The following is a 23067-nucleotide window of genomic DNA, read 5'->3' on the forward strand; positions in this document are numbered from 1 at the left end:
GATGATATGGAAAAATCGATAGTTGTTAGTAATATTAAGAAAAAATATAAATTATATAATGGAACCAAGGAAAGATTATTAGACTTAATAACACCCAATAATTATGGCAAGGACTTTTATGCCTTAAGAGGTGTAAGTTTTGAAGCCGAAAAAGGGGATGTTATTGGTTTTGTTGGTATTAATGGATCCGGTAAATCAACACTTTCCAATATTATCGCAGGTATTGTTCCAGAAAGTTCAGGAAATGTTGAAACAAATGGACAAGTTTCATTAATTGCTGTGGCTTCTGGCCTTAAAGGTGAATTGACTGGACGGGATAATATTGAACTTAAATGTTTAATGTTGGGTTTAAATAGTGATGAGATAAAAGAATTAGAGCCGGAAATAATTGAGTTCTCAGAACTAGGTGAGTTTATTGATCAGCCTGTAAAATCATATTCAAGTGGTATGAAATCAAGGCTTGGTTTTGCAATTTCGGTAAACATTGATCCCGATATATTAATTATTGATGAAGCTCTTTCGGTTGGTGATAAAGCATTTGCAGAAAAAAGCTTAAGCAAAATGAAAGAGTTTAAGGAAAAAGGAAAGACGATGATTTTTGTTAGTCATTCAATTGGACAGATGAAACAATTCTGCCAAAAGATTTTATGGTTGGAATACGGAATGGTTAAAGAATTTGGATTGGTAGAGGAAGTAATACCAAAATATGAAACATTTTTAAAACGATGGCAAAAAATGTCCAAGCGGGAACGAGGGGATTATAGGAAGTATTCAATACAACATGATCGAACTTCTATGGATACTTTAATGAATAGTGAAGGGGAAACAGAACTTGACGTTGATTCTAGCCGGCAAATACGGCCAATTAGCATGATAGTTCATATCAATGGGGGCCAGTCATATATTTACTCTGATCCTTTTAATCCAATGAATACAGCATCGTCGGAAGAATATAAGCATTGTGCTTATTATGTTAAAAGGGAAATGAAATACAGTGGGGAATTATTTTTCTTATTAAGCGCCTACCCAAGTGCAGAAAAAGGCGTTATAGGCTGGATGAAAGCATCAGATGTTTCTAGCCTTAACCATGTTGCAATAGACGAGGACAAAAAAACCTTTTATTTAATAGGAACTGGATCAGGGTTTAATTGCCCTTGGGGTGGTAAAAAAAACTATGTTGATTCTGATTTACGGCCATTTGAAAATCGTAAATTTGCAGTTATTAAAACAGATAAGGTTGGAAATAACTTATGGTATTTTGGGACATTAAATGGTAAAGAAATGTGGATTCATCATAATTTTTTAAAAGCGCACCAATAGCACTTTTGATGTAACTTGAATTATTTCAATAAGGCTATAAATAAGCACAATTAAAAAATGGAGGGATTTGGTGAAGAAAAAGGTTATAACGTGTCTTTGTACAATGGCTCTAATAGTTATATTTCCAATATTAACTTCTGCTGAAAGTTTTGGTCCGGATGAATGGAATCAATACCGTTTAAAAAGTGACAAAAATGCAGTATTTAATAATGATTCGGAACCATTAAATTCACAAACATATCAAACTAAGGATCAAATACGAGCCACGCCAGTAGTAGTTGGAAATAAGTTATTTGTGGGTAATCATAATACCGGTGACTTATTTGCGTTTGATGTTCGAACCGGTGAAGAATTATGGCACAGCCAAGCGCCGAATTGGGTTCACTCGGAAATGATTTACCATGATGGAAAAGTATTTGTAGGGTTTGGTAACCGCTATTTCCAGGAAAACGGAATTCGAGGGACAGAAGAAAGCGGGGTTATGGCATTAGATGCTGAAGACGGAGAAGTCCTTTGGAAATTCAACACTGAAGGTGAGGTCATGCCAACGCCAGCCTATTATGATGGTTCTGTCTATATAGTTACAGGGGATCGGCATTTATATAAGCTAAACCCTGAAAACGGTGAACTCCTACATAAGGAGGATATTGGTTCAACTGTAAGCATGTCTGCGCCGAATATATATGAAGATACAATATATTTTGGTGGAAGTGGACCTCTCCCATATACGTTTTCAGCATATAATTTACAGACAGATGAAATTAAATGGCAAACGGAATTTCCAGATGTATTTTCGGGACTCGATGACGTTCCCCCGGCTATTGCAAACGGTATAATTGTCACTACTGCCTTAGAAAAAGCTGATGACGGTGAAAACCCTGAACATTTTATGTATGCAATGGATGTTGAATCTGGAGAAATTCTTTGGAAAGAAAGCCTAGGGGTAGGGGAAATGGTAAAGAACAATAAATCTGGAGCCCCCATGATCTATGAAGACAAAGTTTTCGTAGGTAGCCCAATAACTAAAACATTCTACGCATATGATTTAAAGACTGGTGAAAAGTTATGGCAATTCGAAAATGAAGTGATGAAAGCACCGCCAGTAGCCCAAGACGGAGTTGTATATTTTGCAAATACTAAGGGTTACGTTATTGCACTAGATGCGGAGACAGGGGAACTAACCGGGAAAAAGAAATTAAACGGTAAACTTTCTCCTTCTGGCCCAATAATCATAAATGACACCATGTTTATTGGCAGTCAGGATTCTAACGTCTATGCTTTTCCACTGACAGATTTTACGCAAACCAGCTCGGAAAAGAATACACAAAATGCCAGTAAGGATGACAGTGGTAATGGAACAAGTTACATAATCATTGGTATACTGGCAGTAATATTAATCGTTTTAATAGCTTTAATGCTTAGAAAAAGAAGTAGGAAAAGATAACTAGAAATGAATACAAACAAATCTAAAGACCAATTCTATTTAGGATTGGTCCTTAGATTTGTATCAAATAATTTTTTAACTCTTTCCTCAATCTTAACAAACCCCAATGAATCTCCCACTACCCTAAAAAACCAAATTGCCAAAATAACATCGAAAACCCCCTTATGATAAAATAAAAGATATACAGTAAGATTGAATACTTAAACAAATATAAAAATAAATCATAGCGAAAGGAAGAATAAGCTTGAAACGAAGGGTTGTTGTAACCGGAACGGGTGCTTGTTCACCATTGGGAAATGATGTGGAAACCCTTTGGGATAGCATAAAGAAGGGAAAATCCGGCATTAAGCGGCTGGAATCCGAGGAATATAAGGACATCAATACGAAAATTGCAGGTTCTATTGAAGATTTTCCTGGTGAAAAGTACCTTGCATCGAAGGAAATGAAAAAGTATGATTTGTTCACGCAATATGGGTATGCTGCTGCAATGCAAGCGCTGGAACAGTCAAAGATTGATTTGGATGCGGTGGATAAGGATCGTGTTGGGGTTTATATCGGCTCCGGGGCTGGGGGTCTGCATACGCTATTAGAAAATCACCAAATAATGTTGGAAAAGGGAGCGAAGCGGGTGTCCCCGTTCTTAATTCCAATGTCGATAAATAATATGGTTTCAGGATTAATTGCGATTAAAACAGGCTTTCGTGGGCCAAGTTTTGCGGCGGTTTCTGCGTGTGCAACGAGCAATCATGCGATTGGAGAAGCCTATTTAAATATTGCCCATGGCTACTCTGACGCTATTTTAGCCGGCGGAGCAGAGGCGCCCATTACACCGCTTTATTTTGCTGGCTTTGCGAAAATGCGTGCAATGTCAACGAGAAATGATACTCCTGAAACAGCGTCACGTCCGTTTGATCTTGATCGGGATGGGTTTGTTATGTCCGAGGGAGCAGGTGTGTTATTTCTGGAAGAATATGAACATGCGAAAAAACGTGGTGCCCCTATACTGGGTGAAATCATCGGTTACGGAAGCACAACGGATGCGTATCATATTACTGCACCGGATTACCAGGGAGCAGCGAAAGCAATGAAGCTGGCAATCGATCGTGCGGAAATTCAACCGGAAGACGTAGATTATATCAACCCCCATGGGACAAGCACTCCAGCGGGCGACATTTCTGAATCAAAAGCGATTAAAGATACTTTCGGCGAGTATGGATACCGCCTTAAAGTCAGTTCCACCAAATCCATGACAGGTCACATGTTTGGAGCAGCAGGTGCTGTCGAAGCCATTATTACCTTAAAAAGTATGGCAGAAAATGTTTTCCCGCCAACGATTAACTTGGAAAATCCCGATTCGGAATGTGATTTGGATTATGTAGGGAATAAGGCAGTGGAAGGTGACATGAATATTGCCCTTTCCAATGGGTTTGGCTTCGGTGGGCATAATGCTGTGATTGCCTTCAAAAAATGCTGATTTGAGTGTGATAAATCATTTTTGACTATTTAATATAGTAATCAAGGGGGAAAATAATGTCTGCAACAAAGAATCAAACGACTCTGAGTGTATCAGAAAGACGAAAAGCTTTGGAAGACCGCTTTCCGGAATGGCCGCGAGATACAATTGCCAGTCACTTTTTAAAAGCATATAGGCAATATAAAGATAGACCATATATTTACATTAATAATAAAGAAATTACATATGGCGAGGTCTGGGAAAGGGCAATTCAATATGCGAAAGCATTCATAAAACTTGGGATGAAACGAAGAGACCATATGGCAGTTTTAATGAATAATGATTCCGATTATCCATCATTGATGATTGCCTCCTCCTTAGTTGGGGCAGTATTTATTCCGATTAATGCCATGCTTACGAAAGATGAACTGAGTTATATCGTTTCTCAGTCAGACACACAGTTTCTAATTTTGCAGCAAACGATAAAGGATAAACACCATGGTGAAGTAATTTCGGAATTAATGGATGAAGCCGAATTTCAAAAAAATAGTAAATTAGAGCAGGTTATTTGTTTGGAAAGTGACAGAAATGAATTAGTGGATGACCGTTTTCTGCCGGTGGATGAGTTTATGAAGGGGGCAGATTCGGTTTCCGATGAGGAATTTGAACAAAGGTGGGGTGAATCCTGCTATCCGGATGAAGTTGCGATCATTATGTACACATCCGGTTCTACTGGAAGCCCTAAAGGTGTCATGCTGACGGATAATATGCTGCTTCGCTGTGGTTATGGTACGTGTTTAAGCAGAGCGATTGAGGATGGACGGGTTACGTTTGCGCCACTGCCATTTTATCACTGCTTTGCCATTATTGAGGCGATTTTTGCGATGTCCTTTGTTGGTGGATCGTTCATATCAGCACTTGGAGCATCTCCACTCCTTTCCTTACAATTAATGGAGAAATACAAAGCTAATGATTATCTTTGTGTACCTTCTACATTGGTTCCGTTATTGAATCATCCGCGTGTTGCTGAATTTGATTTATCTAATCTTTTTGCCATGTGGTGTGGTGCGGCACCAGCTCCAGTCTCTGTATGGAAAAAGGCAGTGGACGTGCTTGGTTTAACGGAAATAATTACTGGCTACGGACAAACTGAGTTAGCATCATCAGGGGTCACAACGGAAATTGGTGATTCACTGGAACGCATTTCCTCACGGGTTGGTCGCCCGAAACTTAATGGGGTCAGTGGTATTCCGGAATTTAACGACAGTGCAGTTCAGTATAAAACAATCGATCGGGATACTGGGGTGAATTTGCCTGCAGGTTCTGTTGGCGAACTTGCTGTCAGGGGTGCTACGGTTACGCATGGCTATTATAAAAAGCTGGAAGAAACTGCAAAAACCATTGATAAAGATGGATGGCTGCGTACAGGGGACGTTGGAAAAATTGATGAAAACGGGTATATCCAGGTTCTTGGCAGAAGTAAAGAGATGTACAAGGTGTCCGGAGAACTGGTGTCTCCCCGTGAGGTGGAAATTGTAATCTCGCAGCATCCAGCGGTCAATCAGATAAGCGTTATTGGTGTGCCAAATGCCTTAACAACGGAAATAGGCGCTGGTTTCGTTGAACTTAAACAGGGTGAATCCTGTAAACGAAAGGATATTATTGATTGGTGTTCAACTCGTCTCGCCCGCTTTAAAATTCCGCGTTATATTTGGTTTGTTGACTCTTCCGAGTGGCCAATGACGAGTACAGGAAAGGTGCAGAAATTCCGTTTAGCTGAAATAGCGGAAGAAAAGCTGTCCTGGAAAAATGACTGATTACCTTTTGAACAAATAAGAAAGCGTAGTAGCGTGAGTGCAATTAAGATTTGGCGAAATGCTGAATTTTCGAGGAGGAATTATAATGACGGAGTCCTGGCATCAGGAAAAGATGCGTGTCCAATATAAAGATACAGACCAAATGGGAATTGTGCATCATGGTAATTATGTAACATGGTTCGAAGTTGGCCGTACCGAGTGGATGCGCCATTATGGTATGGCTTATAGCAAGATGGAAGCGTCAGGTCTGCTTCTTCCGGTATTAGATGTAAACGTTACGTATAAAAAACCGGCCCGGTATGACGACTGTATCGCTATCTTTACGAAAATAGCCAGCTATTCCCCAGTGCGTTTAGAGTTTGAATATGAAGCGAGAAGAATTGGCGAAGAGGAATTTAAACAGGACGGGGAACAAGAAGTCGTTGAACCTGTGGGAGAACTACTTGCTAAAGGTTCGACCATGCATATGTGGGTAAACCCGGAATGGAAACCAGCCCGGATCAATAGAGTTGCCCAAGAGGTTTATGCGATTCTTCAAAATCAAGGTAAAAATTAGGTTCCTTGGACGAGCAATAAGATTCGTTTTAATAAGTTAAGATCCTCGTAAATGTTGTTATAATCTGCATTTACGGGGATCTTTTTGTTTTGTTTAGATTAATAAACAGTTTATTTAATATGAAATATCAAAAAATTCCTTCAACTAATCCAACTTTTATGGTACAATCAACAAAATTGGACCAGCCACTTTACCACTTAATGCTGAGGAAGGGATGAGCGGTATGAATTTATCGCCTGTTGTCAGGAAGAAGCGGGTGTATCAGGATATTGTGGAACAAATAAAACAGGCAATTGAAAGGGGAGAGATACTTCATGGTGAAAAGCTGCCTTCCGAAAGAACCTTAGCAGAAAGTTTTTCTGTTTCGCGTTCATCTGTCAAGGAAGCTTTCAGCGTTTTGGAATCGGCTGGTGTTGTTGAGATTAAGCAGGGAAGTGGCGTTTTTTTACTTAAAAATAGTACAGAAGATACCATCACGAAAATCAATGCGGCAATCCGCGGGGTAGCGGTTGATATTGTGGAATTGATGGAATTAAGACAAGCAATTGAAGGGGATGCGGCGTACTATGCGGCAATGCGTGGAAGCAGGGAAGATGTAGAAGCAGTGTACCAAGCGTTCGGTGATTTGGAAAAAGCAGTCATAAATGAAAAAGTTGCTGCGGAAGAGGATTTCGCATTTCACATGTCGATTGCAAAGGCAGCCAGAAATTCAATTATTGAGAAGGTAATGTATATGCTTTCCGATCAAGTCCTAGAGGGTTTGAGTAAGAGTCGGGCTAACACTTTGGCGGCACCGAATAAGAGCCAACTGATTTTGGAAGAGCACAGGATGATTTATCACGCTATCCGGGATGGCAATCCTGAATTAGCAAAAGAGGCAATGTGTAATCATTTGCAGAAAGTAAAACAGCGGTATTTGTAATAACTTGCATTTATTTCTTAAATTTATTTAAAGCGCTTACAGGGAGGTTGTTAATGTGAATACGGATCCAATTATTGAAAGGGAGATATCAACTCCCAGAAGTACACCCACAGCACCAAAGACCTTTAAAGGGAAACTAAAAACGATAGGGCCTGGGTTTGTAACTGCTGCAACAGGTGTTGGAACGGGAGACTTGATTGCCGCTTTAGTTGCGGGGGCAGCGTTTGGTACGACACTGGCATGGGCTATCCTGGTCGGTTCCATTTTTAAATACTTTTTTACGGAGGGAATGGGGCGCTGGCAGCTGGCTACAGGGAAGACGATCCTTGAGGGCTTTACTTCGCTTGGCAAATGGGCAACAGGGTATTTTGGTGTTTATTCCGTTTTGTGGGGATTTAGTTATGGCGCCGCAGCTATGTCAACCAGTGCCATTATGATGGTGACCATGTTTCCCATCATGCCATTATGGGCTTGGGCAATTATTCACGGATTGGCAGGCATGGCATTAGTCCTGACTGGTCGTTACAAATTGTTTGAGAAGGTTATGACGGTCATGATCGGGATTATGTTCGTGACTGTTGTAGGGTCGGCTGTAATCCTAGCGCCGGATATCGGAAATGTAATAAGTGGCTTTGTTCCACGTACTGGTGATAGTTCCATGCTGCTTGTTCTAGGATTGCTTGGTGGTGTTGGTGGAACAATTACCATGGCTTCTTACGGATATTGGATTAGGGAAAAGAAGTGGGAAGGCAGATCATGGATTCCAATGATGAAGATGGACTCCGCTGTCGGATACATCATTACGGCAATCTTCACCTTGTCCCTACTCATTGTTGGAGCAGAATTCCTGTATGGAACTGGAATTGAAATTAATGGTGAAGAAGGCTTAGTAACACTTTCTAATTTATTTAGTGAAGAGTTTGGTTCAGTTGCGCGCTGGATGTTCCTGATCGGTGCATGGTCTGCGGCGTTTTCCTCATTACTTGGTGTTTGGAATGGTGTACCATATCTGTTTGCTGACTTTGTTCGCATGATGCGTAAAAAGGAAAATCGTCCGGATAAACCAGTTTCTGAAAAGGACCCTGCATACCGGGCATATCTGCTATGGCTGACGTTCCCGCCGATGCTTCTATTATTCTTTGGGAAACCGGTATTCATCGTTATTATTTATGGTGCGCTTGGAGCCTTGTTCATGCCATTTTTGGCTTTTACACTGCTTTGGCTAAATAATTCTTCACGAGTGGGAAAAGGTTTTAGAAACGGCTGGCTTTCAAATATTGTTTTAACAGCTTGCGTTATTCTGTTTGTGTATTTAGGAATAATTGAACTTATTGATTTGTTTTAATTGAGGGAGGAAGACCAGATGATTTATGATTATGCAATTATCGGTGGCGGAATTATTGGACTTTCTGTTGGAATGGAGGTCAGTAAACGCTATCCAGATGCATCTATTTTAGTAATTGAAAAGGAATCTGAACTCGCGCTTCACCAAACTGGAAGAAACAGCGGAGTAATCCACTCCGGTATTTATTACAAACCTGGCAGTTTAAAAGCAGAATTGGCCCGAAAAGGTAATCAACAAATGGCGGATTTTTGTAAGGAACATGGGATTGATTACGATATATGCGGGAAAGTAATCGTAGCAACGGAAGAAGAGGAGCTCCCGCTACTTGAGGATCTGTATCAAAGAGGTTTGCAAAATCAACTGAATGTCGAAAAAATTTCAGTTGAGGAGCTAGGTGATATTGAACCAAATGTCAAAGGGATTGCCGCGATTCGTGTCCCAAGCACCGGTATCGTAAATTACAAAGAGGTCGCGAAAAAATTTGCGGCTATCATTAAGCAAAGCGGTGGGGAAATTGCCTTGGATACAGAAGTTCAGGATATTATTCCGGGAGAGGAAGGTGTCGAATTAAAAACGAATAAGGGCACCTACTCTAGCCATTATCTGATTAACTGTGCAGGCTTGTTCAGTGACCGGATTACGCAAATGGCTAATATCAAAACGGATTTAAAAATTATTCCATTTCGCGGGGAATATTATGAATTGAAGCCAGCCAAGCAACACTTGGTAAAGCATCTAGTTTACCCTGTCCCTAATCCGGACTTTCCGTTCTTAGGTGTTCACTTTACGAGAATGACGGACGGCAGGATTTTAATCGGACCCAATTCCGTCTTTAGCTTTAAGCGGGAAGGGTATAAAAAAACGGATTTCCATTTAAAAGACTTCATGGAAGCGGCAACCTATCCAGGGTTTCTGAAATTGGCAACTGGCAATCTATCAGAAGGATTAAAAGAAATGTTCCGGTCCTATAGTAAAAAGGCGTTCATAAAAGATGTCCAGCGATTTTTCCCAGATATTGAAGAAGACGATATCCAGCCAGCAGACGCAGGGGTTCGTGCCCAGGCGCTTGATCATGAAGGGAATCTGCTGGATGATTTCGCCATTATCCAAGACAAACGGGCTGTCCATGTTTGCAATGCCCCTTCACCGGCAGCAACAGCCTCTATTGAAATTGGGAAAAATATTGTGGATTATTTGGAGAAAAGTGTCCGGGTGTAGAGGGGATTATGGTGGGATCGGTGGTGTGAAGATAAGCGTAGTCTCTGGAAAATATATCGGCCAAACCGGGGATATATCGGCCAAAATATGAATATATCAGCCAAATTCAAGATATAACCGCCAAATCAGAAATATATCAGCCAAATTCAAGATATAACCGCCAAATTAAGAATATATCGGCCAACTCCAAGATATAACGGCCGAATTGTTAATATATCGGCCAAATCCAAGATAAAACGGCCGAATTGTCAATATATCAGCCAAATTCAGGATATAACGGCCAAACTAAAGTATATCGGCCGATCCTTGGATTTATCAGCCAACTACGTGCCAGACCACGAGGCTAAACCGGGAAACCTAAAAAAACATAAATCTAAAAATGAAGGGGCTAATCCAAATCGGATTAGCCCCTTCTGATAAGCTAAAGCTTATAACCCGTCCGACTCTTAAACCGTTTCAACAAAACGGAACTTTCTACTCTTGTGATCCCTTGCACCGAATACAATTCATTATTAATAAAGATTTCCAGCATTTTAAAATCTTCCACCAGAACATGCATGTGCAGTGTACTTGGCCCAGTCATCTGGTAAATGCTCGCGACACTTGGATTGTCAGCGAGATTTTGCGCTACTTCCTGCAATTGTTTTGGTTCAACATCCACTTCGAAAAAGGCAGAAACATTCTTACCGATTTTCTCCGAGTTGATCACAACTGTAAAGTTCTCAATTATTCCCTTATCGATCAGGTTTTGTATTCTGTCTTTAACGGCGACTCGGGACAACCCAACCTTCTCTGCCAGCTTTACATATGAAATTCTTCCATCCTCGACTAATATCTCTAAAAGTTCTTGATCAATGCTATCATAGTCCATCGCATTTGCTCCTAAAAAATAATAGTGTATCGTTCCTTTTTATAGTATCAGAAAACTGGAATACTAACAAAAGTTAAAAATGGTAAATTATATACAAAAAGAATACAATGAAATCAATTTTTAGTAAAAATGAAAGTTATATATCAATTTTAACTTACTTTTGTACGAAAATCTATTGACTTTAATTTTCTAACTTTGTATTATATTAATAACTTATTAAATAGTTAGAAAATAACAACGCAGAGGAGGGATACGGTGATTGGATTAATTATTAGAAGGATTTTTCAATTGATTTTACTGCTATTAGGCATTTCTTTCTTAGTTTTTATGAGTATGCATGTTGCACCGGGTGATCCGGCAACTATTATTGGCGGGCCAACAGCCAGTTCTTCAGATCTCGAGGCAATTCGGGAAAGTATGGGTTTGGATAGACCTGTTTTGATTCAATATGTTGATTATCTCGGTGGAATTTTACAAGGTGACTTTGGTTATTCTTTCCAGACTGGTCAATCGGTAACAGAAGCTATTCTTACCCGCTTTCCAAATACAATTAAGCTTTCCATTGCAAGCATGGTTGTTGCCATAATTATTGGGATTGTTGCAGGTATTATCGCAGCAATAAAACAAAATTCCTGGATTGACATTTCAAGCACTACTTTCTCTTTAGCTGGGGTATCCATACCAAACTTTTGGTTAGGAACAATGTTAATACTAGTGTTTGGCGTACAACTTCAGTGGCTCCCAGTAGGTGGATTGAATGCCCCTATATATACGATTGAGGGTATAAAAGAGTTGATATTACCAGCGATTACATTGGGAACAGCCTCAGCAGCACTGATTGCTCGAATGAGCAGATCGTCAATGCTGGAAGTAATTAAATCTGATTATATTCGGACAGCAAAGGCTAAAGGTGTGAAGCGGAAGTCCGTAATATGGGTTCATGCTTTACGAAATGCAATGATACCTGTTGTTACAGTTATTGGAATTAATTTTGGAGCATTATTAGGTGGCACAATTATTACGGAGCAGGTTTTTGCTATTAATGGTATTGGCAGATTGATGATTGATGCGATTGCGTCAAGGGACTTTCCTGTAGTACAGGGGACTGTTTTATTGGTAGCGGCTATCTTCGTCATTGTAAATTTAATAGTCGATATCATTTATGCAATTATTGATCCGAGAATAACGTATAACTAGCTGAAAGGAGGTAAAGGTTGTGTCATTTGATGAAGCTTTAGATGATAAAAGGATAAAATCCAAGCGAAAAGAAAGCTATTTTGCCCAAACCCTTAAGCGTGTTCTCAAGAATAAACTAGCGGTCTTCGGGATTGTCATCATTACGATACTTATTTTATTAGCTATTTTTGCTCCATTCCTTGTTAGCTATGGCCCATATGAGCAGAACTTAACTGCAACAGAACTTGGAATTGGGGCACAGGGACACTTTCTTGGAACAGATAACTATGGAAGAGATATGTGGTCGCGGTTAGTGTATGGCGCGAGAATATCACTTATTGTAGGTTTGTCGTCGGTAATATTAGGATTAATTGGAGGCCTTACACTCGGTCTGCTTGGTGGCTATTATCAAAAAATCGATGGGATTATTATGCGAATTGTAGATTTGTTATTTGCGTTTCCTGGTATTCTACTAGCTATGTTAATTATTGCAATGTTAGGAACGAGTCTAGTGAATGTAGTGATTGCAATTAGTATTTGGTCCATTCCAGGCTGTGCAAGAATCGTAAGAGGAAGTGTTTTATCGGTTAAAAAACAAGAATACATTATGGCTATGAAGTCTTTGGGTGCCAGTGATGCACGAATCATTCTTAAACATATATTACCTAATTGCACAGCACCCATTATTGTATTTGCAACCATGAGAATGGGTACAGCGATCTTGTCCACATCAGCTTTAAGTTTCCTTGGTTTAGGTGCTCAGCCTCCAACGCCGGAGTGGGGAGCGATGATAGCAGCGGGGCAAGACTTTATGTGGAGTGCGCCCCTGATGTCAATCATTCCAGGAATAGCTATTATGCTGACTATTTTTGCCTTTAATGTTGTTGGTGATGGATTGAGAGATGCGTTAGATCCAAATATGGAACTAGATTTATAAAAACTATTGGAGGGTTATTGATGAAAAACAATAGATATTTTCTGCTAATGACATTTTTATTAATTGCAGTATTTGCCATTGCTGGTTGCAGTGATAAGAGCAGTGGGGAAAAGGGCAGCAGTGATGCACCGGCAGAATTAACCTATGCAACCACTACAGATGCAGCTGGATTGTCACCCATTGATACGAATGACTCAGTTTCTTCTAATGTTACGTACCAGATCTATGAAACTTTATTTACGCAAAACCCGGAAACAATGGAAATTGAACCATTATTGGCGGAATCATATGAAACTCCTGATGATAATACATGGGTAATAAAATTGCGCGAAGGTATCACTTTCCATGATGGAACACCATTTAATGCTAAGGCTGTAAAGTATACATTCGAGCAAATTAAGGACCCCGAAAGAGCTGCACCAAGAGCATCCTTACTTGCACCAATTGAATCAATCGAGGTAAAGGATGAATATACGGTCGTACTTAAAACAAAAGAACCATACGGACCAATGCTGGCAGCTTTAAGTCATACGAATGCAGCCATTGTTAGTCCTACTGCGGATAAAGAAGGAGACATCAATAAGAACCCCGTTGGTACTGGCCCTTTTGTTTTTGAAGAATGGGTAGAAGGAGATCACATCACATTAAAACGAAATGAAGACTACTGGAGAGATCCTGCGAAATTGGAAAAGGTAACCTACAAAGTGGTTCCTGAAACCTCGACAGCTATTTCCATGCTTGAAACTGGAGAGGTTCAGTTTATCGATGCATTACCTTCTGATCAGCTTCCAAGAATTGAATCCATTAAAGGGGTAGAAGTACAAAAGACTCCCGGAACTCGTGTTTCCTATTTAGGATTTAATATGGAAAAAGCACCATTTAATGAATTGAAATTTAGGCAGGCGGTTGCCTATGGGGTTAATCAAAAGGCATATGTAAAACAATTAAATGGATTAGGAACCTATAATGAGAGCATCATTGGTCCAAAGGTGTTCGGCTATAATGAAGCAGCAAAAGATGAAGGCTATCCGTATGATCAGGAAAAAGCTAAAAAAATGATTGAGGAAAATGGATACGGTGGAGAAAATATAACGCTGTTAGTAGCAAATCGTGATAATTATATGAAGATGGCAGAAATTGTACAGTCACAGCTAACAGAAATTGGTCTGAATGTTGAAATTGAGACGATGGAGTGGGCAACCTTCCTAGAAACGGCTAGAAAAGGTGACTATCAAATGACCTTCCTTGGTTGGGCAAATAGTACAGCAGATGGAAGTGAATTATTATATCCAAACCTGCATTCAGATAATATTGGCTCATCAAACTTTAGCAGATATAGTAATGACGCGTTTGATAAATTAGTAGAAGCGTCTCGTTCAACGGTTGACCAGGACGCTCGTAAGGAAAAATTAAATGAGGCAAATAGTATGGCAATAAAAGATGCACCATGGATCGTTATGGAACATGGATCAGTAACTGCTGCTTATGATAAGTCTGTTAATGGCCTGGTTGTTGATCCAACAGGAAAATGGTCACTTTATAACGTTAGTAGAAAGTAGGGTTAGCAATGGAACATTTACTTCAGGTTGAAAATCTTGTAACCCAATATCGAACAGCAGGCGGTAAAATGCCAGCTGTTCGTGATATCTCTTTCTCGGTCAATAAAGGGGAGACATTATGCATCGTGGGTGAATCCGGGTGCGGGAAAAGTGCTACATCTTTATCGATCATGGGTCTTTTACCAAGCAATGGAGAGGTCACTGGTTCCATCCGGTTAAAGGATAGGGAGTTAGTTGGTATATCCGAGGAGCAGCTGCAAAATATCAGGGGTAATGAAGTTTCAATGATTTTCCAGGAGCCAATGACTGCGTTAAATCCAGTTTTTAATATAGGGTTTCAACTCCGGGAACCATTAATGATCCATCGAAATATGTCTAAGAAAGAAGCTACACTGGTTGGAATTGATCTATTAAAGAAAGTGGGAATACCAAACCCAAAGGAGAAATTGAAACAGTATCCGCATGAGCTCAGTGGAGGAATGAGACAAAGGGTGATGATTGCAATGGCATTAGCCTGTGAACCTTCACTGTTAATAGCTGATGAACCGACAACCGCATTAGATGTGACCATTCAGGCTCAGATTTTGGATTTAATAGAAGATTTAAAGGAACAAATGGATATGGGTGTTGTGTTTGTTACACATGACATGGGTGTTGTAGCGGAGATAGCTGATCGGGTTATGGTCATGTTTGCTGGTGAAGTTGTTGAAACGGGAGATGTATCTAGTATTTTTAATAACCCAAAACATGAATATACCAAGAAGCTGTTGGCAGCAGTGCCAAACGTGGATGATGATACGAATTATTGGCTTCAGGAGGTGAAACAGCATGATAGAACAACAGCCACTTCTTGAAGTGGAGCAACTGAAAAAGTATTTTCCGATTAAAAGCGGGATACTGCAACGGACAACAGCCAATGTAAAGGCTGTACAGGATGTCAGCCTGAAAGTTTACGAGGGAGAGACGCTTGGAATAGTAGGGGAATCTGGCTGTGGTAAATCAACATTTGGCAGAACGATTCTAGGTTTAGAAAAGCTGACTGAAGGTTCCATTCAGTTTCGCGGGGAGAACATAGAAGGCCTGTCAAGTCGGAAACTTAAAGGATTTAAAAAGGATATGCAAATGATATTTCAGGACCCGTTTGCATCTTTAAATCCCAGGCAGCGAATTGGAAATGCTCTGGAAGAGGTATTTGTGATCCATTCGGAGTTATCAAAGAAAGACAGGGAAAAACGCGTTCGTGAACTTTTAGTGGAGGTAGGACTAAAGGAAGAGCATTATGAAAGATACCCTCACGAATTCAGTGGCGGGCAGCGTCAACGAATAGGAATTGCTCGGGCTATTGCTCTCAATCCATCGTTAATTGTCTGTGATGAAGCGGTTTCCGCTCTTGATGTGTCTGTACAAGCTCAAATTATTAGACTTCTAATTAATTTGCAGGCTAAATACCAACTAACCTATATGTTTATCTCCCATGATTTAGGTGTTGTCAGACACATGTGTGATCGCGTACTAGTCATGTACCTTGGGAAAATGGTTGAGCTAGGTTCATCCGATCAAATATTTAAAAACCCTTTGCATCCCTATACAAGAGCGTTATTATCAGCTATTCCGCGACCTGTTCCGGGCAGGAAAAAAGAACGTATTCGGTTAGAGGGTGATTTACCGAGTGCATCGAATTATCCAACGGGCTGTCCATTCCATACTCGTTGCCCGATAGCTCAAGAACATTGCAAGGTGGAAGTCCCTGAATGGCGTGAAGTAGAGGAAGGGCATTTTGTGGCTTGCCATGAGGTTTGATATCTACACATAAGAAAAGAATATTACTTATTTCAAGGAGGAGTTAAGGTGAAGAGAATCTTCATGATATCTTTCGTAGCTATTACAGCAATAGTTGTTTTATCTGCATGCAGCTCAAAATCTAATGGAAAAGGTGCAGAAAATTATCCGAATAAAACAATTCAGCTGGTAGTACCGTGGGATGCGGGTGGTGATACTGACGCGATAAATCGTTTAATTGCAAAAGAACTCGAGGGAATACTTGATACCGATGTTGTTGTTAAGAATGTAGCAGGTGGAAGCGGTGTAATCGGGGCGCAACAGGTATTAAATGCAAAAAATGACGGATATACGCTACTTTCGATACACGATTCTGTTGCGATGTCGAAACTTACTGGTCAATCCGATTTTGGCTATTTTGATTTCGAACCAGTTTCCCTAATGACATCGACTTATGATGCTATTGCGACAAATCCGGAAAACCCTTGGGATTCAATGAAAGAAGTTATAGAAGCTTCAAAAGAAAACCCTGGAAGTATCTCATACGCTGCATCGATAGGCTCTACATCACAATTGGAACCAGCATTAATTCAGGCAGCTGAAGATGTAAAGTTTAATATCGTTGGGTACGACGGAACTGCAAAAAGAATGAAAGCAGTTGTTGCGAATGATGTGGATTTAGGCAGCGTATCCGTTGTTGCTGGAAAAGACTATCTGGCGGATGATCGCATGAAGTTACTAGGCTACACCGGCGAAGAAAGAAGTCCGGCACTTCCAGACGTTCCGACGCTTAAAGAACAAGGAATTGATGTGGTGTCTGCAACAAACAGAGGTATTGTTGTTCCGAAAGACACACCAGATGAAATTGTGAAGAAATTAAGTGACGCTCTTGAAAAGGTAGCAAAAAGCGACTCTTTTAAAAAGAAAATGGAAGAGTTAGGGACAGATGTTAACTACAAAGGAACTAAAGAGTATGTGGAGTTTCTAAAGAACAGTAAGGATAGTATGGAAAAGTCTCTAGAGAAAAGTGGTCTGCTAGCGGAATAGGAGGGATTCAAAATGATAAAAGCAAAGCGTGACATCATTAATGCACTGGTAATATTGGCCCTATGTGTTTTTGCTTACTATGGATCCTCGTTAATATCGGTACGTAATCTTGGTAAAACGGAAGCCAGCTTTTTTCCAAATATAGTAATAGCAGTACTGGCCTTCTTAGGTATTTGTCTGTTAGTGAATAGTATTTACAGAATGGCTCGGGAGAAAAATTCTAAATTTGATGTTTCATTCAAGGAATTGCTCCAGGAAAATAAAAAGGTCATTTTCACTTTTGCTATCTTTGGGGTTTATGTATTTCTTTTCAGCTTTATTGGATATTTTGTCTCGACGATATTGTTTTTAGCAGCGTTATATTTACTATTATCCAGTAACAAACAAAAGCTTTGGGTTGTTTTAATAGGAATGGTTGCATTTACGTTTATTTTATATTTTATCTTCAATAATGCACTGTCGGTATTTCTTCCTTCCGGTGTATTGTTTTAAAGGGGATTAACTTTAATGGAGAATATACTTTTAAGTTTCGAGACCGTATTTAACTTTCAAACAATCTTGATTCTCTTAATTGGCGTTGTTGCGGGAATAGTTGTGGGGAGCATACCAGGGTTTACCATTACAATGGGGGTAGCCCTCACATTGCCGTTTAGTTTCAGTATGGATCCAATAAATGGTATTGCTCTTATGATGGGTGTTACAGTTGGGGGTAGTTCAGGCGGGTTAATTACTGCATGTTTGCTTGGTATACCTGGAACACCATCGGCCATGGCAACTACCTTTGATGGGTACCCAATGGTTAAAAATGGGGAACCCGGAAAGGCATTGGCTATCGGGTTATGGTCATCGTTTTTTGGTTCTATCATATCAGGGATTATCTTGATTTTTACCGCACCAATTTTAGCTGAATGGGCACTTGCATTTGGCCCATGGGAAATGTTTGCGCTAATGTTATTTGGGATTAGTGCGATAGCAAGCTTAAGTGAAGGATCCTTAATAAAAGGGCTTATTGCAGGAGTGCTAGGTATATTGTTTTCACTAGTTGGATCCGATCCTTTAATGGGAACACCAAGATTTACGTTTGGATTTACTGAACTATTGGCAGGATTTAATTTTCTTCCAGTTTTAATTGGACTTTTTGCCTTTTCCCAATTATTAAAGGACATTAAAAACCCGCCGAAGTCCTATAACATTGATAAGAATACAGGTGTCTCCTATCCAGTTTCCAAGGTTGTTAAAGATATGTGGAAATCAAAGGGGAATACACTAAGATCAAGTTTAGTTGGTACATTTGTCGGTATCCTTCCAGCTGCTGGGGGAGTATCGCCAATATATTAAGCTATGATATTGCGAAAAAGTTTTCTAAGAATCCTTCAAAATTTGGAAAAGGTACGAAAGATGGGATTGTAGCCGCTGAGTCTGCAAACAATTCCTCTGTCGGCGGGGCGTTCGTGCCAATGCTGGCATTTGGAATCCCCGGTGACGCTGTTACCGCAATGATGTTAGGCGCCTTGCTAATCCATGGAATTCAGCCCGGGCCTTTACTCGTGGAAACTCAGCCAATTCTGGTATACGGTGTTTTCATTGCGTTCTTCTTAGCTGCCTTTTTAATGTTGATTGTTCAAAGCTTTGGGATTAAAGTATTCTTAAAAATAAACCAGATTCCATTTCACTACTTGGTTCCTGTTATTCTAGTATTATGTGCCCTAGGCAGCTTTGCTGTGAATAATCGCATTTTTGATGTATGGGTCCTGCTGATATTTGGTCTTATCGGGTATTGGATGGTAGTTAACAAGTTTCCTTTACCGCCATTTATATTAGGCATAATTCTAGGGCCAATGATCGAATCAAATTTACGGCAATCCATATCCCTGGAACCAAATTTAATGGTATTTTTTACAAGACCAATATCAGCAACATTAATCGTATTAGCTGTATTATCCATGGCGTATGGGATTTATAATAATTATAAAAGCAATCAGCAAGTAGAAGACGAACAACCACCTACTAATAGAAAAATAGTATAAAATTAATACAACTGAATTTATTACTGCGAGGAGTGTATATCATATGTATTCATTTAATCAACAATCCCATCCCTATCCAACTACACGCAATGCGACATATGCGAATAATGGCATGGTAGCAACATCACAGCCGCTAGCTGCACAGGCGGGGCTGGATATTTTACGAAAGGGCGGGAATGCGATCGATGCGGCAATTGCTACAGCGGCATGCCTGACCGTAGTGGAGCCAACTTCCAATGGAATTGGGGGAGATGCCTTTGCCTTAGTTTGGGTAAAAGATGAACTGCACGGACTGAACGCAAGCGGTCGTGCACCTGAAACTATTTCAATAAATGCTGTGAAAGAATCCGGTCACGAGGAAATACCTAAATATGGCTGGACACCGGTAACAGTTCCGGGGGCACCTGGGGCTTGGGCTGAGCTATCGGAAAGGTTTGGGAAACTTCCATTAACGGAAGTTTTAGCACCGGCAATTAAGTACGCTGAAGAAGGCTTTCCGGTGTCACCGACATTAAGCAGGTACTGGAAGAAGGCTTATGAAACATTTAAAACGGAACTGACAGAGGATGTATTTGAAAATTGGTTCGATACATTTGCACCAAAAGGCCGTGCACCCCAGGTAGGTGAAATATGGTCATCGCTTGATCATGCTGAGACATTGCGCTCCATTGCTGAAACGAATGCGGAGTCGTTTTACCGCGGGGAATTGGCGGAAAAGATTGCCGGTTTCTCAAAGAACAGTGGCGGTTATTTAACTGCAGATGATCTGGCAGCATATAAAGCGGAATGGGTAAAGCCAATTCATGAAAACTACCGCGGCTATGATGTGTGGGAAATCCCGCCGAATGGTCAAGGAATTGTAGCGCTTCAGGCACTAAATATTTTAAAAGGATTCGATTTTCCAGAAAAGGAAACAGTTGATACGTACCATAAACAGTTCGAGGCTATTAAACTAGCGTTCGCGGATGGTCAGAAGCATGTAACAGAAGAGGGCCATATGAAATACACAACAGATGAAATATTAGCTGATGAATACGGGGAATTGCGCAGAAAACTGATTGGTGACGAGGCGCTTTTACCAGAAGCTGGGGAGCCTTCTCTTAGTGGAACTGTTTATCTGGCGACAGCCGATAATGAAGGGAATATGGTATCTTTTATCCAAAGTAATTACATGGGATTCGGTTCCGGATTAGTTGTTCCGGGCACAGGAATCGCCTTGCAGAATCGGGGCCATAATTTTTCTATGGATAAAGACCATGTAAATGCGCTAAAAGGTGGAAAGAAAACATACCACACGATCATCCCTGGTTTTATAACAAAGGATGAGCAACCAGTCGGTCCATTTGGTGTAATGGGTGGCTTTATGCAGCCGCAGGGTCATGTGCAAGTGGTTATGAACACCATTGACTTTGGTCTTAACCCACAGGCTGCTCTTGATGCACCGCGCTGGCAATGGCTAAAAAGCAAAACCATTGAGGTGGAGCACCGTTTTCCGCATCATCTTGCTCATGCCTTAGCGGAAAAAGGGCATGATATACGAATTGCACTGGAACCAAATAGTTTTGGACGCGGTCAGATTATCTGGCGTGACCCGGAAACAGGTGTCCTGGCAGGTGGTACAGAGTCACGAACGGATGGTACTGTAGCGGCATGGTAAGAAGAATTAATAATGAACAGAAGGAATGCTATCTATGAGAACACATTGGGATTTATTTATTGCCTTCTTTCGAATAGGCATGCTTGGATATGGGGGCGGTCCGGGATCCATCCCCTTAATCCATAAAGAAGTAGTAGAAAAATATAAATGGATGGATGATGAGGACTTTGGTGATTTATTAGCACTGGCGAATACATTGCCTGGACCAATTGCAACGAAACTTGCTGGTTATATCGGACACAATGTTTCCGGGTTCTGGGGAATGATCAACGCAGTCCTCGCAACAATCATCCCGACCATTGCTTTGATGATCATTCTTTTGACATCCTTGTCATCGATTGATGATTTACCATGGGTTCAAGGGATGACAGCCGCAGTAATTCCAGTCGTTGGTATGATGCTGGCAGTGCTGACGTGGCAGTTCCTAAATAAGGCAGGTAAGGGCATGGGCTGGCTGCAAACAGGTATCATGTCTGTCGTGATTTTTGCGTTATTGTACTTTTTAAATGTGCATCCAGGAATTGTGATCGGAGTTCTGCTTATCATCGCATTGGTTATGAAGGATAAGAGTAAGAAGGAAGAGAAAACCGAAGATAAACTAGAAGAAAAAGCCGAACAACGCGATCGGAGTCAAGGGGGGCAGTCATCATGATAATGAAGTATTGGCATATATTTTTGGCCTTCTTCATACCAGGTATTCTTGGCTATGGTGGTGGGCCAGCCTCCATTCCTCTTGTCGAAAATGAAGTGGTACGACGTTATGAATGGATGAGTGTCCAGGATTTCAGTGAAATGCTGGCATTGGCAAACTCATTGCCTGGTCCAATTGCGACTAAAATGGCCGGTTTTATTGGTTATGATGAGGGTGGCGTTTTAGGTGCATTTGTTGGCGTCTTCGCGGCTGTGGCACCGTCATTAATTATTATGATTTTGCTGTTGGGTGTTTTGTATAAATACAAGGACTCAAGCAAAGTAAAACGACTGACACAATATGTACGCCCCGTTATTGCAATCTTACTTGGTGTCATGGCGTGGCGGTTTTTCCAGGAATCATATGACGGTGTCGGATTATGGCAAACGGCATTGATTACCGTTAGCAGTTATTTATTAATCGAGCGGATGAAGGTCCATCCAGCCTTTGTTATTGCAGCTGCACTTGTGTATGGTGGATTATTTTTGGGATAGTTAGATGAAGCGAGATTGAGAATGTTCAATCTCGCTTTTTTTGTTGGGCTGTTTTCTAAAAGATTGTTGTTTTGATACAAAATCCATAAACTGCGACGTATGTGCCGGGCTGTTTTCCACTGCGGACCGTTGCTTTCCGCGGGCACGGCTTAAGCCTCCTCGGGCTTACGCTGAGGCCACTGAAAAAGGTAAATGTAGTACAAAATATGTGGATCCATCATCGCATCTTGAATATACTGCGCTTTCCGCGGGCGAGTGACGAGCCTCCTTGCCCCGGCAAGGGGTAGCCGACGTTGCCCGCAAAGGGTGGTTTTAGTCGGGCCTCATTAACTGTCGTCCTCCGGGGTCTCGCCGATCTCTCACTTCCCGCAGGAGTCTCCGTATATTCAAGATGCTAAGTTAAGGTGAAAAGCTAAATTATAAAATCCACCCCTTTTTCAGTGCCTTCCCGGCGAGGGGTATGCCGACGTTGCCCGCAAAGGGCGGTTTTAGTCGGCCCTCATCTTTACCCGCTCTGCGGGGTCTTAAGACTCGTGCTGTTCCCGCAGGAGTCAACGGTCCGGAGCGTAAGACACCATTCGTAATAGTGGGTGAGCTATATAGTACTGTGCCAAATACAATGGTGGCTTAGTGTATTTCCCTCACTAGGGTTGAGCTTACCTATATTTCAATACATTCATCTCACACTCTCAGTGATTGGAGCTGCGGGTAGTCGACTCCTGCGGGATTAATAGGCATAGGTGAGACCCCGGAG

At 40.9% G+C, this 23067-nt stretch carries 19 protein-coding genes and 1 pseudogene; 19 read left to right on the forward strand and 1 reads right to left on the reverse strand.

The window, feature by feature from the left end; all coding sequences use genetic code 11:
• Window positions 1-6 precede the first annotated feature (6 nt).
• The 8 genes from tagH to lhgO all read left to right on the forward strand — a co-directional run bounded on the left by tagH (window position 7) and on the right by lhgO (window position 10075).
• A complete protein-coding gene (tagH, locus tag CFK37_RS20620) occupies window positions 7-1320 on the forward strand; it encodes a teichoic acids export ABC transporter ATP-binding subunit TagH (RefSeq protein ID WP_089061407.1) in 1314 nt (437 codons plus the stop codon).
• A 70-nt stretch (window positions 1321-1390) separates the two neighbouring features.
• Complete coding sequence (locus CFK37_RS08205; RefSeq protein WP_089061408.1) at window positions 1391-2764, forward strand: outer membrane protein assembly factor BamB family protein; 1374 nt, start codon at window positions 1391-1393, stop codon at window positions 2762-2764.
• 244 nt (window positions 2765-3008) lie between these two features.
• Window positions 3009-4238, forward strand: a complete 1230-nt coding sequence (gene fabF, locus CFK37_RS08210; RefSeq protein WP_089061409.1) for a beta-ketoacyl-ACP synthase II — start codon at window positions 3009-3011, stop codon at window positions 4236-4238.
• A 56-nt stretch (window positions 4239-4294) separates the two neighbouring features.
• The gene (locus tag CFK37_RS08215) at window positions 4295-6034 is read left to right on the forward strand and encodes a class I adenylate-forming enzyme family protein (RefSeq protein WP_089061410.1); all 1740 of its coding nucleotides are present in this window, start codon (window positions 4295-4297) and stop codon (window positions 6032-6034) included.
• 85 nt (window positions 6035-6119) lie between these two features.
• Window positions 6120-6590 (forward strand): acyl-CoA thioesterase, encoded by a 471-nt coding sequence (locus CFK37_RS08220; protein ID WP_089061411.1) that lies wholly within the window; start codon window positions 6120-6122, stop codon window positions 6588-6590.
• A 223-nt stretch (window positions 6591-6813) separates the two neighbouring features.
• Window positions 6814-7512, forward strand: coding sequence for a FadR/GntR family transcriptional regulator (locus tag CFK37_RS08225; RefSeq protein WP_089061412.1), 699 nt, complete (start codon window positions 6814-6816; stop codon window positions 7510-7512).
• Between the two features lie 55 nt (window positions 7513-7567).
• The gene (locus CFK37_RS08230; RefSeq protein WP_245837330.1) at window positions 7568-8857 is read left to right on the forward strand and encodes an Nramp family divalent metal transporter; all 1290 of its coding nucleotides are present in this window, start codon (window positions 7568-7570) and stop codon (window positions 8855-8857) included.
• A gap of 21 nt (window positions 8858-8878) precedes the next feature.
• Window positions 8879-10075, forward strand: a complete 1197-nt coding sequence (gene lhgO, locus CFK37_RS08235; RefSeq protein ID WP_089063576.1) for an L-2-hydroxyglutarate oxidase — start codon at window positions 8879-8881, stop codon at window positions 10073-10075.
• Window positions 10076-10496: 421 nt separating this feature from the next.
• On the opposite strand, the gene CFK37_RS08240 is transcribed toward lhgO, so the two are convergent.
• Window positions 10497-10946, reverse strand: a complete 450-nt coding sequence (locus CFK37_RS08240) for an Lrp/AsnC family transcriptional regulator (RefSeq protein ID WP_089061413.1) — start codon at window positions 10944-10946, stop codon at window positions 10497-10499.
• Window positions 10947-11201: 255 nt separating this feature from the next.
• On the opposite strand from CFK37_RS08240, the gene nikB reads away from it, so the two are divergent.
• From nikB to CFK37_RS08295, 11 genes and pseudogenes are all read left to right on the forward strand, one after another.
• The gene (gene nikB, locus CFK37_RS08245; protein ID WP_089061414.1) at window positions 11202-12143 is read left to right on the forward strand and encodes a nickel ABC transporter permease; all 942 of its coding nucleotides are present in this window, start codon (window positions 11202-11204) and stop codon (window positions 12141-12143) included.
• A gap of 52 nt (window positions 12144-12195) precedes the next feature.
• On the forward strand, window positions 12196-13059 hold the full coding sequence (locus CFK37_RS08250) for an ABC transporter permease (RefSeq protein ID WP_425445374.1): 864 nt from the start codon (window positions 12196-12198) through the stop codon (window positions 13057-13059).
• A 20-nt stretch (window positions 13060-13079) separates the two neighbouring features.
• On the forward strand, window positions 13080-14618 hold the full coding sequence (locus tag CFK37_RS08255) for a glutathione ABC transporter substrate-binding protein (protein ID WP_089061416.1): 1539 nt from the start codon (window positions 13080-13082) through the stop codon (window positions 14616-14618).
• Between the two features lie 8 nt (window positions 14619-14626).
• The gene (locus tag CFK37_RS08260) at window positions 14627-15472 is read left to right on the forward strand and encodes an ABC transporter ATP-binding protein (RefSeq protein ID WP_089061417.1); all 846 of its coding nucleotides are present in this window, start codon (window positions 14627-14629) and stop codon (window positions 15470-15472) included.
• A complete protein-coding gene (locus CFK37_RS08265) occupies window positions 15447-16418 on the forward strand; it encodes an ABC transporter ATP-binding protein (protein WP_089061418.1) in 972 nt (323 codons plus the stop codon). The genes CFK37_RS08260 and CFK37_RS08265 overlap by 26 nt, the downstream gene beginning before the upstream one ends.
• A gap of 48 nt (window positions 16419-16466) precedes the next feature.
• On the forward strand, window positions 16467-17444 hold the full coding sequence (locus CFK37_RS08270; RefSeq protein ID WP_089061419.1) for a tripartite tricarboxylate transporter substrate binding protein: 978 nt from the start codon (window positions 16467-16469) through the stop codon (window positions 17442-17444).
• A gap of 12 nt (window positions 17445-17456) precedes the next feature.
• Window positions 17457-17936 carry a tripartite tricarboxylate transporter TctB family protein gene (locus tag CFK37_RS08275; RefSeq protein WP_089061420.1) on the forward strand — a complete coding sequence of 160 codons (480 nt, stop codon included), beginning with the start codon at window positions 17457-17459 and terminating at the stop codon, window positions 17934-17936.
• Between the two features lie 15 nt (window positions 17937-17951).
• Window positions 17952-19471 (forward strand): annotated as a pseudogene (locus CFK37_RS08280) (tripartite tricarboxylate transporter permease).
• Between the two features lie 43 nt (window positions 19472-19514).
• Complete coding sequence (locus CFK37_RS08285; RefSeq protein WP_089061421.1) at window positions 19515-21128, forward strand: gamma-glutamyltransferase family protein; 1614 nt, start codon at window positions 19515-19517, stop codon at window positions 21126-21128.
• Between the two features lie 34 nt (window positions 21129-21162).
• On the forward strand, window positions 21163-21780 hold the full coding sequence (locus CFK37_RS08290) for a chromate transporter (RefSeq protein ID WP_089061422.1): 618 nt from the start codon (window positions 21163-21165) through the stop codon (window positions 21778-21780).
• Between the two features lie 2 nt (window positions 21781-21782).
• Entirely contained in the window at window positions 21783-22313 is a 531-nt protein-coding gene (locus tag CFK37_RS08295) for a chromate transporter (protein WP_089063577.1), read from the forward strand.
• The last annotated feature ends 754 nt before the right edge of the window (window positions 22314-23067 follow it).

The sequence above is a fragment of the Virgibacillus phasianinus genome (assembly GCF_002216775.1).
GTDB classification, from domain to species: domain Bacteria; phylum Bacillota; class Bacilli; order Bacillales; family Amphibacillaceae; genus Virgibacillus_F; species Virgibacillus_F phasianinus.